The following is a 15,471-nucleotide window of genomic DNA, read 5'->3' as shown; positions in this document are numbered from 1 at the left end:
CCGGACCCCCGCGCCTCAAACGCCGGCGGGGCTGGAAGCGGCGCCTCGAACGCCGAGCCGGGCTGAGAAGCGGAGCCCCGAACGTCGGCCGGGCTGAGAAGCGGAGCCCCGAACGTCGGCCGGGCTGGAAGCAGCGCCGGTGGGACCCGGGAGGGCTTGTGCTCGTACCCACCGTCCGTACACGAATCGATCGCATCGGAGAACCGTCATGACAGCTGCCTCCCCACCGGAGATCCTCCGCGCACCCCTCATCGTCGAGTTCCCCTTCACCCGCTCCCTCGGGCCCGTCCAGAGCGCCTTCCTCAGCGGCCTGCGCGAGCGCACCGTCCTCGGTGTGAAGACCTCCGACGGCAGGGTGATGGTCCCGCCCGTCGAGTACGACCCCGTCACCGCCGAGGAGATCCGCGACCTCGTCGAGGTCGCCGCCACCGGGACCGTCACCACCTGGGCGTGGAACGACCGGCCCCGCTCCCAGCAGCCCCTGGACACCCCCTTCGCCTGGGTACTGGTCAAGCTCGACGGCGCCGACACCGCCCTCCTGCACGTCCTCGACGCTCCCGGCCCCGACGCCGTCCGCACCGGGATGCGCGTGCGGGTCCGCTGGGCCGCCGAACGCACCGGCGCCATCACCGACATCGCCTGCTTCGAACCGTACGAGGGCCCCGCGGGCGGGGCAGCGCTCCCGCACGACGGGGACTTCGCCGACGCCGTCACCGGCATCGTCGCCGAGGCCCGCCTCGACTACGTCTACAGCCCCGGCCGCGCCCAGACGGCGTACATCAACGCCCTCTCCGACCGGCGGACCGTCGGCGAGCGCTGCCCCTCCTGCCACAAGGTGTACGTCCCGCCGCGCGGCGCCTGCCCCACCTGCGGGGTGGCCACCACCGACCGGGTCGAGGTCGGCCCCGCGGGCACGGTCACGACGTACTGCATCGTCAACATCAAGGCCCGCAACCTCGACATCGAAGTCCCCTACGTCTACGCCCACATCGCCCTCGACGGCGCCGGCCTCGCCCTCCACGGCCGGATCGGCGGCATCCCCTACGACCAGGTCCGCATGGGCCTGCGCGTCGAGCCCGTATGGACCGAGGGCGGCCGCTACCCCGACCACTACCGCCCCACCGGCGAACCGGACGCGGACTACGACGCGTACAAGGAGCTCATCTGATGGCCCGATACGCCCGCGAGGTCGCGGTGGTCGCCTTCGCACAGAGCGACCACCTGCGCCGCACCGACGAGCTCAGCGAAGTCGAGATGGTCATGCCGGTCCTCCACCAGGTGCTGGCCGCCACCGGCCTGAAGGCCGGCGAGATCGGCTTCACCTGCTCCGGCTCCAGCGACTACCTGGCCGGCCGGGCCTTCTCCTTCACCATGACCCTCGACGGGGTCGGAGCCTGGCCGCCGATCTCCGAGTCGCACGTCGAGATGGACGGCGCCTGGGCCCTCTACGAGGCCTGGGTCAAGATCCAGACCGGCGAGGCCGACACCGCGCTCGTCTACTCGTACGGGAAGTCCTCGCCGGGGTCGGTGCGCGACGTGCTGACCCGCCAGCTCGACCCGTACTACGTCGCCCCGCTCTGGCCCGACTCGGTGGCCCTCGCCGCCCTCCAGGCCCGGGCCCTGATCGACGCCGGCGAGACCGACGAGAGCGCCCTGGCCGCGATCGGGGCGCGCAGCCGGGCGGACGCCGGGGCCAACCCGCACGCCCAGCTCCGCGGTTCTGTCCCGCAGGGCGACTACCAGGTCCGGCCGCTGCGCACCGGGGACTGCCCGCCCGTGGGCGACGGCGTGGCCGCCGTCGTGCTCGCCGCCGGCGACCTCGCGCGGCAGCTGTGCGAACGCCCCGCCTGGATCACCGGCATCGACCACCGCATCGAGGCCCACAGCCTGGGCCTGCGCGACCTCACCGACTCCCCGTCCACCCGGATCGCCGCCGAGCACGCGGGCGTCTTCGAGGCCCCGGTGGACACGGCCGAACTGCACGCGCCGTTCTCCTCCCAGGAGGTCGTGCTCCGCAAGGCGCTCGGGCTCGCCGACGACGTGGCCGTCAACCCCTCCGGCGGAGCGCTCGCCGCCAATCCGATGATGGCCGCCGGCCTCATCCGCATCGGCGAGGCGGCCGCCCGCATCCACCGAGGCGAGTCGCACCGCGTCGTCGCCCACGCCACCTCCGGCCCCTGCCTCCAGCAGAACCTGGTCGCCGTCCTGGAAGGGGACCGAGCATGAGCAAGGAGCCAGTGGCCGTCGTCGGGATCGGCCAGACCAAGCACGTGGCGGCCCGCCACGACGTCTCCATCGCCGGACTCGTCCGCGAGGCGGCGGCGCGCGCCCTCGCGGACGCCGAACTGACCTGGGCGGACATCGACGCGGTCGTCATCGGCAAGGCCCCCGACTTCTTCGAGGGGGTGATGATGCCCGAGCTCTACCTGGCGGACGCCCTCGGCGCCGTCGGCAAACCGATGCTGCGCGTGCACACCGCCGGTTCCGTCGGCGGGTCCACCGCCCTGGTCGCCTCGAACCTGGTGGCGGCCCGCGTCCACCGCACCGTCCTGACCCTCGCCTTCGAGAAACAGTCCGAATCCAACGCCATGTGGGGCCTCTCGCTCCCCGTGCCCTTCCAGCAGCCGCTGCTCGCCGGCGCCGGCGGGTTCTTCGCCCCGCACGTGCGCGCGTACATGCGGCGCACCGGCGCGCCGGACACGGTGGGCTCGCTGGTGGCCTACAAGGACCGGCGCAACGCGCTGAAGAACCCGTACGCGCACCTGCACGAGCACGACATCACCCTGGAGAAGGTCCAGGCCTCGCCGATGCTGTGGGACCCGATCCGCTACTCGGAGACCTGCCCCTCCTCGGACGGCGCCTGCGCGATGATCCTCACCGACCGGGCGGGTGCGACCCGTTCGCCGAAGCCGGCCGCCTGGGTGCACGGCGGAGCGATGCGCAGCGAGCCCACCCTCTTCGCGGGGAAGGACTTCGTCTCGCCGCAGGCGGGCAAGGACTGCGCGGCCGACGTGTACCGCCAGGCCGGGATCACCGACCCGCGCCGGGAGATCGACGCGGTCGAGATGTACGTGCCGTTCTCCTGGTACGAGCCGATGTGGCTGGAGAACCTCGGCTTCGCGGCGGAGGGCGAGGGCTGGAAGCTCACCGAGGCCGGCGTCACCGAACTCGACGGGGACCTTCCGGTCAATCCTTCGGGCGGGGTGCTGTCCACCAACCCGATCGGGGCCTCCGGCATGATCCGCTTCGCGGAGGCGGCCCTCCAGGTCCGAGGCCAGGCCGGCGAACATCAAGTTCCGGGCGCCCGCCGGGCGCTGGGGCACGCGTACGGCGGCGGCGCGCAGTTCTTCGCGATGTGGCTGGTGGGGGCACAGGAGCCGACCTCCTGAACACGGGCCCGGCCGACGACGGAGGGGCCGGCCGGGGTGCCGGACAGGCCACGGGTGACTCACCGTGGCCTGTCCGGCACCCGCCGCGGTGGTTAACCTTGGCCCCGGACGACGTACCGGGAGGAGCACGCACGTGGCCGAGAGCATGACTTCACAGCCCCTCGCTGGCTGGGGGAAGCCGGACCTCGATCTCACCGAGGCCGAGTGGCGGTCGAGCAGCCGGGGAGTGGGCGACGTCCAGATCGCCTTCGTCGAGGGCTTCATCGCGATGCGCAACAGCGAGCGACCCGAGAGCCCTTCACTGATCTTTTCGCCGGACGAGTGGCACAAGTTCGTGCTGAACGCCCGGGGCGGTGAGTTCGACCTGACCTGACCGGGGGAGTACGTACGCGGCGTACCACCGGGCGCGGAGCCGCCGGCCCGGTGGCCGCCGGATCCCCCTTGCGCAGGCCCGGGGCGCCCGGCAGGGTGGGGCTCATGATGTCCACCCGCCGAAAGGGCGATGCCGCGTAGACGGCCGGGCGCGCTGCGCGCCGCACGAGGAACCCACGCCGGCCGGCGGTCACCCGCCTGGGCGCGTGAACTGCCGTGCCTGGACCGGCTGTCACCGGCCGCGAGCGCCGAGGCCCACTGGACGGCCGGCTCCCGCCTCCACCCGCTCGGCGACCTCCTGCACCGCTATCGCGTCTTCCTGCGGAGCCCCGGCTCGCGACTGCGGCTGACCTACGCCGTCTGCCCGGCCCCGTCCTGCGCGATCGACGACGTCGCCGCGGTCCGGGACGAACTGGCCGACGCGTACCGGGCCCTGCCGCCCGGAGCCCGGCGCGCGCTGGGCGGCGTACTGCGGTTCCTGGACGCGGAGTTCCGCAGGCGAACGGTCTTCGACCGGGACGCACCCGCCACGGACCGGTCGGGGAGTCCACGCCCGTGGTGGCACCGGCGGCTCTACGAGGAAGGGTGAGCGGAGAGCGAGGGGAGAGACGAGGGAGATGAGGGAGATGAGCGCGGAGGAGCGGCGGGGCCAGCTGCTGGAGCTGCGGATCGTGGTGCCGGCGGGCGGATGGGTGCAGGTCCGGCCCGTGATCGACGGGCTCGACGTCCTGGCGGACCTGTGGCCGGCGTGGGCGGGCGAGGACCCGTGGGTCGTTCTCGGGCCGGGAGGCGTCGCGGCTGCCGAGGGCGGGCCGCACGAGGTACGGCTGGCGCGGATCTCCTGCACCGAGATGTGCTGCGGGGCGTTGTACGTGACGGTGCGGCGGGAGGGCGACGAGGTGATCTGGGACGGCTGGCGCAATCCGGCCGGCGGTCGGGCGGACCTGCCCGCGTTCAGGTTCGACGCCGCACGGTACGCGGCCGAGGTCCGCAGGGCGGCTGACGACCGCGCCTGGGAATGGCCCGCCCGGACGGTGGCGGGCTTGCTGGCGGAGCGGCTCCGGGAGGACCGGGCCTGGTCACGGCGGTGGGAGTGCGAGCTCGACGCGGTCTGGACCGGCCCGTCCGAACGGAACCGGCTGGAGCTGGTGCTCATCCACCCCGAGCGGGCGGCGCAGGAGGACGGCCGGCCGTGGCTGCAGCTCGGAGTGCCCCTGGCGGTCGGCGACGGGAACCCGGCGGCGGAGGCGGACCGCCTCGTGGCGCTCATCGCGTCCACTGACCGGCAGGAGCTCGCCGAGGTGTGGGGCCGCTCCGCGCACTACGCCGAGGAGTACCCGTGAGCCGCAGACCCGCACGCACGCACCCGGGCACGGCACCCGACCCGCTTCCCGATGAACCGCGCACGGGCCCGGGCGATCGGTAGGGTCGGCCGTATGAGCGGAGAGCGGGACCTGCGGACACTGCTGAGCGGCATGAGGCCCGAGCTGCACGAGGGGACGTACGTCTTCTGCACCGTCGACGCCGCCACCGTCCCCGCCGGAACCGCCCCCGTCGCCACCGTCCTCGAACCCGAGGGACTCACCCTCGTACTGCGCCAGGAGGACGCCGACGCGGCCGGCCTCGCCTACGACTACACGGCCGGCTGGATCACCCTGCGGATCCACTCCGCGCTCGACGCCGTCGGACTCACCGCGGCCTTCGCCTCAGAACTCGGCGCACACGGTCTGAGCTGCAACGTCATCGCCGGCTACCACCACGACCACCTCTTCGTGGCCGCCGACCGGGCCGCCGAGGCCGTGGCCGTCCTGGAGGGCCTCGCCGCCCGCTCGGCACAGGGCTGATACTCCCCGGAAAAGAAGATCGGATTCTTTTCCGCAGTGGCATCCCTTGCGCTGCGCGCCGGGCGTACGCTGAACCCCCGAACAGGCCTGGGGGGTACCAGCCATGACGGACCGCCGGACCCGCACACGGCGCACAATGGTCGAACGCGATGCCGAACTCGCGATCGTCGAAGAAGCCCTGGACCAGCTCACCGGTCCCGGGCCGGACGCGGGCGGCGCGCTGCTCGCCTTCTCCGGACCCGCAGGACTCGGCAAGACCACCCTGCTCGCCGAACTGCGCCGCCGCGCCCACGCCCGCAACTGCACCGTCCTCGCCGCCCGCGGCGGCGAACAGGAGCAGAGCCAGCCCTTCCACGTCGCCCGCCAGCTCATCCAGCCCCAGCTGGCCGGTACCTCCGAGCAGGAGCTGCGCGCCGCCCTCGGGAGCTGGTACTCCATCGTCGGCCCGGCCCTCGGGCTCTGCGCCCCCGAGCAGGGAGTCCCGCCCGACCCGCAGGGCCTGCGCGACGGCCTCGACTGGGTCCTCACCCACCTCGTCGTCAAGCGCGCCCCCGTCACCCTCGTCCTCGACGACGCCCACTGGGCCGACCCCGAGTCCCTCGGCTGGCTCGCCGCCTTCGCCCCGCGCGCCGAGCACCTCCCGCTGCTCCTCGTCGTCGCCTACCGCCCCGACGAACTGCCCGAGCACGCCGACGCCTTCCGTACGCTGCCGGGCCGCGCGGGACAGCGCCCGCTGCCGCTGGCCCCGCTCACCCCGGCCGCCGTCGCCACCCTGGTCCGTGAGTCCGTCGGCGCACACGCCGACGACGCCTTCTGCCAGGAGGCCTGGGCCGTCACCACCGGCAACCCCTTCGAAGCCGTCGAACTCACCGCCAAGGTCCGCGGCAAGGGCCTCACCCCGGTCGAGGCGAACGCCCCGCAGCTGCGCGACCTCGCCGCCGCCCAGCGCGGCAGCGGCCTCGTGGCCCGCCTCGAGCGCCTCGGCCCCTCCACCGTCCGCTTCGCCTGGGCCTGCGCCGTCCTCGGCACCGCCATCCCGCAGGACCTCGCTGCCCGGGTCGCCGCCCTCGGGGCCGAGGAGGCCGTGGACGCCACCCGCCGCCTGCGGGACGCCCGCATCCTCTCCGCGGCCGCCGCCGAGGAACCCGACGCCGAGGCCGGTCTGGAATTCGTCCACCCCCTCATCGCCACCGCCATCTACCGCGCGATCCCCGACGCACTCCGCGTCGCCCTGCACGGCAAGGCCGCGGCAGCCGTCGTCGACGCCGGACTCGGCTCCTCCGCGGCCGCCCGCCACCTGCTGGAGACCCACCCCGAGAGCGACCCCTGGGTGGTACGCACCCTGCGCGAGGCCGCCGGCGAGAACCTGCGGGCCGGCGCCCCCGAGGCCGCCCGCCGCCAGCTCGCCCGCGCCCTGCTGGAGCCCCCGGACTTCGACGAACGCGCCGCCGTCCTCTACGAACTGGGCTGCGCCTCCCTGCTCACCGAGCCCGCCAACACCGTCAACCACCTGCGGGCCGCTCTCGCCGAGCCCTCCGACGACCCGGCCCTGCGCCAGGGCATCGTGATCCGGCTCGCCCAGGTCCTCGCGCACAGCGACCGCCTCGCCGAGGCCTCGGAATCGCTCGCGCGGGAGATCCCGTACACCCAGGACGTGCGCGCCCGGCTGCGCCTGCAGTCCGAGCAGTTCATGTGGGACGCCTTCAACGCCGCCGAGACCGACTCCCCGGCCCGCTCCCGGCGGCTCACCCGCCTCGCCGACCGGCTGACCGGCCGCGACCTCACCGAGCGGTACATCATCGGGCTGCGCGCCTGGGACGCCTGCCTGCGCGGAGAGCCCGTGGACGTGGTGCTGCACCACGCCGGACGGGTACTGGAGCAGCCCTTCAGCTGGGCCCACGAGGACCGCGGCTTCGAGGTTCCGGTGCTGGCGGCGATGGTCCACATGTACGCCGACCGGCCCGGACGCGCCGAGGAGCTGTTCGAGACCGGCACCGCCGAGTTCGAGCGGCACGGCTGGCGCGGGGCGCACCTCTCCTTCGCCTACAGCCTGCGCGCCTACGTCCGCTACCGGCGCGGGCGGCTCGTGGAGGCCGAGGAACTGGCACGGGCCGGGCTCCGGCTCGCCGAACGGGTGGGCCGGCGCACCCCCGTGCACTGGTACGCCATAGCGATCCTCCTGACGACCCTGCTCGCGCGCGGCCGGCCCGAGGAGGCCTGGGAGCTGGCACAGGAGCACGAGTACGGCAGCCCCTTCCCGGCGGCCGTGGTCTTCCCCGACTCGCAGACCGTGTACGCCGAACTGCTCCTGTCCCGGGGGCAGGTGCGGACCGCGATCGCCGAACTGGAGGCGGTCGACCGGCGGCTGACCCCGCGCGGCATCCAGAATCCGGCCTGGTGCCCGTGGCAGCTCCACCTGGCCCGGGCGGTGGCCGCCGACGATCCGCAGCGGGCCCGCGCCCTGGCCGACGACGCCGTCCGGCGGGCCCGCGCCTTCGGCGCCGCCTCGGGCATCGGCCAGGCCCTGCGGGTGGCGGCGCAGGTCGCGGAACCGGCGGACCGGGCCGCTCTCCTGCGGGAAGCGGTCACCCTGCTGTCCGCCTCCCCGGCGGGCTACGAACTGGCCTGCGCCCTGGCCGCGCTCGGGAGCGAGCTGCGCGACACCGGCCTGCTGATGCAGGCCGTGGTGACGGCGCAGGAGTGCGGCGCCGACGGGCTGGCCGCGGAGACGGCCGAGACCCTGCTGGGCATGGGAGGCGCACTGCCGTGCGGGCCCGCCCGGCAGGACGGGCTCACCGAGGAGGAGATCCGGGCCGCGGACCTCGCCGTGCGGGCCGAGAAGGAGCCCGTCCCGGAGACGGTGGTGCTGCCCGCGCCGGACTGGGCGCTGTCGGCGGCCTGCCGCAAGCTGGGCACCGACCGGCCCGGGCTCAGGGACGCACTGGAGGCGTTCGCCCGTAGCTCAAAGTGATCGGAGCCCCGGCCCGGTGGGCAGGGTCGATCCCATGGATCACATCGAGAGGCTCGCCCCCTTCCGGACCGAGGCGGCGGCGTTCGAGAAGGCGGTCCGCCGGGCGTTCGACCGCGGCGCGCCGGTGCCGGCGGTTCCCTCGTGTCCCGGCTGGACGGTCACCGACCTCGTCCGGCACCTGGGCGGAGTGCACCGCTTCCTCGCGTACGTGCTGCGCGAGCGGCTCACGGCCCCGCCGGACCCCGCCGGCCTCACCCTGCCCGAGGTCCCCGAGGGCCCGGACGCCCTGACCGACTGGTTCGCGCAGGGTGCCCGGGAGCTGGCGGAGCTCTTCGACGAGCTGGGGCCGGACACGGCGGTCTGGACCTGGTCGGCGGAGCAGACCACGGGATTCTGGCTCCGGATGCAGCTGATCGAGCTCGCCGTGCACCGCTGGGACGCCGAATCCGCGACCGGCACCCCGGTCCCCCTCGCCCCGGACGTGGCCGCGGACGCCGTGACCCAGACGATCGAGGTGATGGCCCCGGCCCGCCGCGGCTGGCAACAGGCACCGCCGGGCGCGGGGGAGAGGTACCGCTTCCGGAGTACCGACGGTCAGCAATCCTGGACGGTCCTCCTCTCGGGGGACCAGGTGCTGCTGGAGCCCGGTTCCACCGCCCCGGCCGACGTCGAGGCCGCGGGCCGGACCTCGGACCTCGCGCTCTTCCTCTGGCACCGTCTCCCGCCCACCGCCCTGCACGTCACGGGCGACGCCGCCCTGCTCCCGCACTGGTTCACGCTCGTCCCACCGGTCTGACCCCCGTGGCCCGCGGGCCCGGCCCGGGCAGGTTCCCGGATGCGGGCCCCCGGGCCGGAAAACTCGCGCGGCCACGTACCATGGCGGCATGTCCTTCCTCCGCCGCCACCGCGCCGCCACACCCGCCGGCCCGGACTTCGATGTCCTGGCCATGGACCCGGGGGACTGGCCGGGCAATCTCGGGGCCGGGCTGCTGCCCGCGCCCGACGGCAGCTGCCAGGGTGTCTTCCTCCGCTACGACCTGTTCGGCGGACGCGGCCCCGCGATGATCATCGGGAACCTCCCCGAGGGCTCCCCCGCCAGGGACCTCACCGACAGCCAGATCCCCTTCGAGGTGGCCCAGCTCCTCGACGCACTGGAGAACGACGAGGACGTCGAGGTCACCGGCGTCGAGGACTGCCCCGTCATGCAGGGTGACAACCTCCTCATCGTCCGGAAGATCAAGCTGTCGGAGTCCCGCATCTCCTGCGTCCAGTTCGACCGCAGTGACAACGTGCTGGTCACCATCGCCAGCTGGGACCGTCCGATCACCGATGACCTCTACGCGCTCCTGAAGCCGCTCCCCGCCGAGCTCTTCCAGCAGGGCTGATCGTTCCCGTTCCCGGGCGCCGGCGTCACGCGTCCGCGATGGCGTTCGCCGCCACGTAGCCGAACGTCATCGCGGGGCCGATCGTCGATCCGGCCCCCGCGTAGCTGTGGCCCATCACCGCCGCGCTCGCGTTGCCGGCCGCGTACAGGCCCGGGATCACCGATCCGTCCGGCCGCAGGGCCCGCGCCCGTGCGTCGGTCACGATGCCGCCCTTCGTACCCAGATCCCCCGGCACGATCCTGAACGCGTAGAACGGCGGGACCCAGACGGGTGCCAGACACGAGTTCGGGTGCACGTTCGGATCCGTGTAGTAGTGGTCGTACGCCGTGTCCCCCCGGTGGAAGTCGGAGTCGTTGCCGCTCCACGCCTGCGCGTTGAAGCGGCCCAGCGTCGCCCGCAGCGCGCCCGCCGGGACCCCGATCTGGCCCGCCAGCGCGTCCCAGGTCCACGCCTTCTTCGCCGCGCCCGCCTGGTACCACGAGTCCGGGAAGGGCAGGGTCGGCAGGATGTCCTTGAACAGGTACTTGTTGCGGTAGTTCTGATCCACGATCAGCCAGGCCGGGATGTGCGAGCCGGGCGCACCCCGGTCCTTCTCGTACATCACGTGCACCACATCGCTGTACGGCGCCGCCTCGTTGACGAACCGCGCGCCGTTCGCGTTCACGATCAGCCCGCCCGGCAGGGTCCGTTCGGCGAGACAGAAGTACGGCTCGCCGGGCAGCGGGATCGACGGCCCCCACCACGCGTCCTCCATCAGCGCCAGCGTGGCCCCGGCCCGCTGCCCCGCCCGGATCCCGTCGCCGGTGTTCTCCTTCGCGCCCACCGACCACTGGGTGCCGATCGGCTGCTGCTGGTACTGCGCACGCATCGCCGCGTTGTGCTCGAAACCGCCCGAGCCGATGACCACCCCGCGCCGGGCCCGTACGGTGCCCCGCACGCCCTCCTTCTCCACCACCACTCCGGTGACCGAACCGCCCTCCTGGACCAGGTCCAGCAGCGGAGTGTTCAGCCACACCGGTACGCCCGCCCGCTGGAGTCCGGCGCGCAGTCCGGCCGCCAGGGCCTGGCCCATCGTCAGCGGCTTCTCACCGCGCAGCGCCGCCTGTGTGCCGCGGGCCAGGCACTCGGTGGATACCGCGAGCCCCCTGGCGCTCACCGCCGCCAGGTTCAGCCACTTGTAGTCCTGGCTGAAGACCACCATGCCTGCCGGGACCGGCATGTACGCCGGGTTCAGGCGGGCCAGTTCCGCGCCCAGGAGACGGCCGTCGATCTGGTCCGGCTCGATGGAACGGCCGTTCGGCATCCCGCCCGGCAGCTGGGGGTAGTAGTCGCTGTACCCCTCCATGAAGCGGAACTTCAGCGGGCTGTTGGCCATCACGAAGTCCAGCATCCGGGGCCCGTTCGCGAGGAACGCGGCCTGCCGGTCGGCCGGCACCTCCGGCCCGACCACGGCCGCGAGGTACGTCGCCGCCTTCTGCGGGGTGTCCGGCACCCCCGCGCCCAGGATCACCGAATTGTTGGGGAGCCAGATGCCGGCCCCGGACCGCGCGGCCGATCCGCCGAAGGTCGGGGCCTTCTCGACCACCAGCACGCTCAGCCCCCGCTTGGCGGCGGTGAGCGCGGCGGTCATCCCGGCGGCCCCGGACCCGGCCACGACGACGTCGTACTCGCCGAGCAAGGGCCCGTCCTGAGCGCTGTCGGCGCGGGCCGAGGCGGAGGGCAGCACGGTGGCGGCGAGCACCCCGGCCCCCGTACCGGCGAGGACCCCGCGTCTGGAAGGAAGGGCGTTGGGGGAGGTGCGTGAAGCGCTTGCGGACATGGGCAGGCTCCAGCGAAGTCAAGGGCGAGGGGAAGTGCCTCCAGCATGTCTGATGCTTAGTCAGAAAAGTGTTCGGGGGATCATGTGATGTCAAGGCATCCGGCGCCCGCACATGGGCCGGGCGCTCAGTCCTGTGCCGGCGAACGGGCGTCCAGTTCCCTCACCTGCCGCTTGAGCGCCACCGTGCGGTAGCTCTCCTCCACCCACTCGCACAGCACCTGCACCGAGGGCGCCCCCTTCTCCCCCAGCGGGACGGACACCCAGCCGGAGCGGCCCAGACCGTAACCCGTGGGCTCCGCCCCCGGCGCGGTCATCGCGTGCCCGTGCAGGGCCTCGTCCTTGAGCTTGACGGAGATACCGGGCTTCCCGGGCCCGTCGGTGTTGCCCAGGAAGACGAAGATCTTCTTGTTCACCTTCACCACGCAGTCCTCAGGCCCCCACGGGTGATCCTCCAAGGCCTCCGGAAGGCCGAGGGCGAACTCCCGCACCGCCTCCCACTTGCGCACCACGGACTTCATCAGCGCCTCCCGTCGGTCGTCTCCCCACGCTAACGGAGCCCGACGGGGCATTCCCGTACCTGCGCACCTGTGAACGGGCGAAGCCCCGTGGCGGTGGGGGCCACGGGGCTTCGCGTACGGGGGACGAATCAGCGCGTGCCTACCGCCGCGCGCACCGCCCGGCGCGCCATCCCCGCGTCGTCGTGCAGACGGCGCAGCAGCAGCCGCTGCTCCTCGCCGGAGGTCAGGGCGCCCACCGGCAGAGGCTGGGCCGGGGAGGTCGCCAGCATCGAGCGCTGCACCGCCGTTTCCGACATCCGGATCTCCCTGGTCAGCACCAGCATCAGATTGACCAGGAAGGCGTCCCGCGCGGCCGGACCTGCGGACTGCGCGAGCCGGCTGATCTGCGCGCGGGCGGCCGGGGCGTCGCCCAGCACCGTCCACAGCGTGGCCAGGTCGTACCCGGGCAGGTACCAGCCCGCGTGCTCCCAGTCGAGCAGGACCGGACCGGCCGGCGACAGCAGCAGGTTCGACAGGAGGGCGTCACCGTGGTTGAACTGCAGTCCCGTGCCCGACAGCTTCACGCCGTGCAGCAGCTTCTGCAGGTCACCCAGGTCCCGGTCGGTCAGCAGGCCCAGCTCGTAGTCACGGGCGATCCGCCGCGCGTAGTTCATCGGGGTGCCGAACAGGTCCGCCGGCGGCCGCCACTGGTTGACGCGGCACACCGCGCCCAGGGCCGCCCGGAGGTCCACCCGCGGCGGCGGCTCCACCGGGTGCCGCTGCAGCGCCGCGACCCGGCCCGCCATCCGCTCCACCACCAGCGTGCAGTTCTCGGGGTCGGCGGCGATCAGCCGCGGCACCCGGACCGGCGGGCGGTGCCGGACGAACGCCCGGTACGCCGCTATTTCGTGCCGGTAGCGCTCACGCCATTCCGGCGAGTGATCCAGTAAAACCTTCGCGACGGCGGTCATCCGACCGGTGGTGCCCACCAGGAGGACCGAGCGGCCGCTGCGCCGCAGCACCTGAACCGGGGCGAACTCCGGACAGATCCGCTGCACCGAGGCGAGCGCGGTGCGCAGTTGCGCCCCCTGCGGCCCCGAGAGGTCGATTCTTCCGCTGACGGGCTGCGATCCGGTACCCGGCATCCGCCGCGCCCGGACGACGCCCTGAGCCTGGGCCGACGGGCGGCCGGGTTCGAGGTAGGGGCCGCCGCCCGCCGGGAGCGTGCGGTGCGACCGGACCGGTGCGGACACGGAGGACGTTGCTGCGTACATGGTGATACGGATCCCTTCGTGCGCCGACGAGTTGCGTACGCCACCCCGCCGGATCCCGTACTTCACCCTGGGGAGTTCCGCCGGTGAACCGGGGCGGGGAGGCGCATTCCTACCTGACACCCGGCGCGAGGTGGCGAACCATCGGGCGTGCCCTGGCGAAGCCTGGCGAATAGTCGCTGGGCATCTGACGGCGGGCTACTGTCAACTCAGCCGAGAACCTGGGGGCTTGACGTGAGCAAAGGTCCAAACACCCGCTTGAACGACCTGTTCGGCCTGGCCGGCTGGTCGAAGGGCGAACTGGCGAGGATGGTAAACCGGCAGGCGGCGGCCATGGGCCACCCCCAGCTGGCCACCGACACCTCGCGGGTGCGGCGCTGGATCGACATGGGGGAGGCCCCCCGCGAACCGGTGCCCACGGTACTGGCAGCACTGTTCACCGAGCGGCTCGGTCGTGTCGTGACCATCGAGGACCTCGGGTTCGTACGGCAGCGGCGCACCTCCAGACGGCAGCCGGACGGGGCTCGAGAGAACCCCGACGGAATGCCGTGGGCGCCCGAACGCACAGCCGCGGTCCTCACCGAATTCACGGGAATGGACCTCATGCTCAACCGTCGCGGTCTGATGGGCGCGGGAGCGGTGCTCACCGCCGGCTCCGCCCTCAGCAATGCCATGTACGACTGGCTGCACACCGACCCCGCCCTGGCGAAGGAGGCCCGCAACTTCGGGGAATCCTTCCAGGCAGACCCAGCGGGCTACGACCGCTACGAGGCCGCCCCGATCGGCTCCCAGGAGATCGAGGCCCTGGAGCGCTCCGTCGACGTGTTCCGGGCCTGGGACGCCTCCAGGGGTGGCGGACTCCAGCGCAAGGCGGTCGTCGGCCAGCTCAACGAAGTGGGCGGCATGCTCGCCTACCACCACCCCGACCACCTGCAGCGGCGCCTGTGGGGGGTGGCGGCGAACCTGGCGGTCCTCGCCGGCTGGATGTCCCACGACGTGGGTCTCGAACCCACCGCGCAGAAGTACTTCGTCATCGCCGCGCACGCGGCCCGTGAGGGGGGCGACCGGCCGCGCGCCGGAGAGGCGCTGTCCCGCGCCGCGCGCCAGATGGTCCACCTGGGCAAGCCGAACGAGGCGCTGGACCTGATGAAGCTCGCCCAGTCCGGCTCGGGAGAGCAGACGCTGCCGCGCACGCGCGCCATGCTGCACACCATCGAGGCCTGGGCGCAGGCCGCCATGGGCAAGGGCCAGGCCATGCGCCGCACCCTGGGCGAGGCGGAGGAGCTGTTCGTCTCCGACAAGGGGGACGTGCCGCCGCCGAGCTGGATGCAGCACTTCGACGAGGCGGACCTGCACGGCATGCAGGCCCTTGCCTACCGGACGCTGGCGGACCACGACGCCGCGGCGGCTCCGATCGCCGCGCGCCACGCCAGGGAGGCCCTGCGGCTGCGGGGCGAGGGCTATCAGCGCTCGCAGATCTTCGACTACATCTCCATGGCCTCGGCCTGCTTCATCGCCGACGAGCCGGAGCAGGCGGACCGGTACGCGCGCCTCGCCCTGGTCTCGATGAACGAGACCTCCTCGCACCGGACCTGGGACCGGCTGCGCGAGATGTACCGGCTCACCGTCCAGTACTCCGGGTACGCGCGCATCGAGGACCTCCGCCAGGAGATCAAGCTGGCCCTCCCCGACGCCCCGGCGGCGCGCGCCCCGCGCGGTGCGGGGGCGTAGTCCCTCGCCGGCCCCCGCGGCCCCGGGCGCGGAGCCCCGTACGGGACCTCGTACGGAGCCCTGTAAGCGGCCTGGTGCGGAGACGAGAAAGGCCGCGCCTTCCGGCGCGGCCCCTGAAGCCCGTACGACAGCCCGGAGGGCCGATGGATCACCGGCCGACGCGTTACCCGCCGACGGGCTCCCCGTCGACGC

14 protein-coding genes are annotated in these 15,471 nt (G+C 73.3%); 11 read left to right on the top strand and 3 right to left on the bottom strand.

Features of this window, described 5'->3' with window-relative positions:
- Nucleotides 1-208 precede the first annotated feature (208 nt).
- The 10 genes from OG444_RS04770 (at nucleotide 209) to OG444_RS04725 (ending at nucleotide 9,961) form a co-directional block, all read left to right on the top strand.
- Nucleotides 209-1,168, top strand: a complete 960-nt coding sequence (locus OG444_RS04770; RefSeq protein WP_327260910.1) for a Zn-ribbon domain-containing OB-fold protein — start codon at nucleotides 209-211, stop codon at nucleotides 1,166-1,168.
- A complete protein-coding gene (locus tag OG444_RS04765) occupies nucleotides 1,168-2,226 on the top strand; it encodes a thiolase domain-containing protein (protein ID WP_327260909.1) in 1,059 nt (352 codons plus the stop codon). Before OG444_RS04770 ends, OG444_RS04765 begins: the two co-directional genes overlap by 1 nt.
- Nucleotides 2,223-3,389, top strand: a complete 1,167-nt coding sequence (locus OG444_RS04760) for a thiolase domain-containing protein (RefSeq protein ID WP_327260908.1) — start codon at nucleotides 2,223-2,225, stop codon at nucleotides 3,387-3,389. The genes OG444_RS04765 and OG444_RS04760 overlap by 4 nt, the downstream gene beginning before the upstream one ends.
- Before the next feature lie 145 nt (nucleotides 3,390-3,534).
- Nucleotides 3,535-3,762, top strand: a complete 228-nt coding sequence (locus OG444_RS04755) for a DUF397 domain-containing protein (RefSeq protein ID WP_401280530.1) — start codon at nucleotides 3,535-3,537, stop codon at nucleotides 3,760-3,762.
- 129 nt (nucleotides 3,763-3,891) lie between these two features.
- Nucleotides 3,892-4,350 carry a hypothetical protein gene (locus tag OG444_RS04750; protein ID WP_327260906.1) on the top strand — a complete coding sequence of 153 codons (459 nt, stop codon included), beginning with the start codon at nucleotides 3,892-3,894 and terminating at the stop codon, nucleotides 4,348-4,350.
- Between the two features lie 28 nt (nucleotides 4,351-4,378).
- A complete protein-coding gene (locus tag OG444_RS04745) occupies nucleotides 4,379-5,104 on the top strand; it encodes a hypothetical protein (RefSeq protein WP_327260905.1) in 726 nt (241 codons plus the stop codon).
- Between the two features lie 93 nt (nucleotides 5,105-5,197).
- Nucleotides 5,198-5,605 (top strand): ACT domain-containing protein, encoded by a 408-nt coding sequence (locus OG444_RS04740; protein ID WP_327260904.1) that lies wholly within the window; start codon nucleotides 5,198-5,200, stop codon nucleotides 5,603-5,605.
- A 136-nt stretch (nucleotides 5,606-5,741) separates the two neighbouring features.
- The gene (locus OG444_RS04735; RefSeq protein WP_327260903.1) at nucleotides 5,742-8,576 is read left to right on the top strand and encodes an ATP-binding protein; all 2,835 of its coding nucleotides are present in this window, start codon (nucleotides 5,742-5,744) and stop codon (nucleotides 8,574-8,576) included.
- Nucleotides 8,577-8,610: 34 nt separating this feature from the next.
- Nucleotides 8,611-9,372, top strand: a complete 762-nt coding sequence (locus OG444_RS04730; RefSeq protein ID WP_327260902.1) for a maleylpyruvate isomerase family mycothiol-dependent enzyme — start codon at nucleotides 8,611-8,613, stop codon at nucleotides 9,370-9,372.
- 88 nt (nucleotides 9,373-9,460) lie between these two features.
- A complete protein-coding gene (locus OG444_RS04725) occupies nucleotides 9,461-9,961 on the top strand; it encodes a hypothetical protein (RefSeq protein ID WP_030384415.1) in 501 nt (166 codons plus the stop codon).
- A gap of 25 nt (nucleotides 9,962-9,986) precedes the next feature.
- Here OG444_RS04725 and kstD read toward each other — a convergent pair whose 3' ends face one another.
- The 3 genes from kstD to OG444_RS04710 form a co-directional block, all read right to left on the bottom strand.
- Nucleotides 9,987-11,780 (bottom strand): 3-oxosteroid 1-dehydrogenase, encoded by a 1,794-nt coding sequence (gene kstD / locus OG444_RS04720; protein WP_327260901.1) that lies wholly within the window; start codon nucleotides 11,778-11,780, stop codon nucleotides 9,987-9,989.
- A 125-nt stretch (nucleotides 11,781-11,905) separates the two neighbouring features.
- Nucleotides 11,906-12,298, bottom strand: coding sequence for an MmcQ/YjbR family DNA-binding protein (locus tag OG444_RS04715; RefSeq protein ID WP_327260900.1), 393 nt, complete (start codon nucleotides 12,296-12,298; stop codon nucleotides 11,906-11,908).
- A gap of 128 nt (nucleotides 12,299-12,426) precedes the next feature.
- Complete coding sequence (locus tag OG444_RS04710; protein WP_327260899.1) at nucleotides 12,427-13,551, bottom strand: aminoglycoside phosphotransferase family protein; 1,125 nt, start codon at nucleotides 13,549-13,551, stop codon at nucleotides 12,427-12,429.
- Nucleotides 13,552-13,782: 231 nt separating this feature from the next.
- Here OG444_RS04710 and OG444_RS04705 point away from each other — a divergent pair, with 231 nt between their 5' ends.
- On the top strand, nucleotides 13,783-15,279 hold the full coding sequence (locus OG444_RS04705) for a DNA-binding protein NsdB (RefSeq protein WP_327260898.1): 1,497 nt from the start codon (nucleotides 13,783-13,785) through the stop codon (nucleotides 15,277-15,279).
- Nucleotides 15,280-15,471: the final 192 nt, after the last annotated feature.

Source organism: Streptomyces sp. NBC_01232, assembly GCF_035989885.1.
GTDB lineage: Bacteria > Actinomycetota > Actinomycetes > Streptomycetales > Streptomycetaceae > Streptomyces.
Note: the sequence above shows the minus strand (reverse complement) of the source record. Positions and strands in the feature narration are given on the sequence as shown.

Coding starts and splice junctions, on each gene's coding strand:
- kstD (WP_327260901.1), bottom strand. CDS start 11,780: ATGTCCGCAAGCGCTTCACGCACCTCCCCCAACGCCCTTCCTTCCAGA.
- OG444_RS04715 (WP_327260900.1), bottom strand. CDS start 12,298: ATGAAGTCCGTGGTGCGCAAGTGGGAGGCGGTGCGGGAGTTCGCCCTC.
- OG444_RS04745 (WP_327260905.1), top strand. CDS start 4,379: ATGAGGGAGATGAGCGCGGAGGAGCGGCGGGGCCAGCTGCTGGAGCTG.
- OG444_RS04735 (WP_327260903.1), top strand. CDS start 5,742: ATGGTCGAACGCGATGCCGAACTCGCGATCGTCGAAGAAGCCCTGGAC.
- OG444_RS04750 (WP_327260906.1), top strand. CDS start 3,892: ATGCCGCGTAGACGGCCGGGCGCGCTGCGCGCCGCACGAGGAACCCAC.
- OG444_RS04740 (WP_327260904.1), top strand. CDS start 5,198: ATGAGCGGAGAGCGGGACCTGCGGACACTGCTGAGCGGCATGAGGCCC.
- OG444_RS04725 (WP_030384415.1), top strand. CDS start 9,461: ATGTCCTTCCTCCGCCGCCACCGCGCCGCCACACCCGCCGGCCCGGAC.
- OG444_RS04710 (WP_327260899.1), bottom strand. CDS start 13,551: ATGTACGCAGCAACGTCCTCCGTGTCCGCACCGGTCCGGTCGCACCGC.
- OG444_RS04730 (WP_327260902.1), top strand. CDS start 8,611: ATGGATCACATCGAGAGGCTCGCCCCCTTCCGGACCGAGGCGGCGGCG.
- OG444_RS04765 (WP_327260909.1), top strand. CDS start 1,168: ATGGCCCGATACGCCCGCGAGGTCGCGGTGGTCGCCTTCGCACAGAGC.
- OG444_RS04760 (WP_327260908.1), top strand. CDS start 2,223: ATGAGCAAGGAGCCAGTGGCCGTCGTCGGGATCGGCCAGACCAAGCAC.
- OG444_RS04755 (WP_401280530.1), top strand. CDS start 3,535: ATGACTTCACAGCCCCTCGCTGGCTGGGGGAAGCCGGACCTCGATCTC.
- OG444_RS04770 (WP_327260910.1), top strand. CDS start 209: ATGACAGCTGCCTCCCCACCGGAGATCCTCCGCGCACCCCTCATCGTC.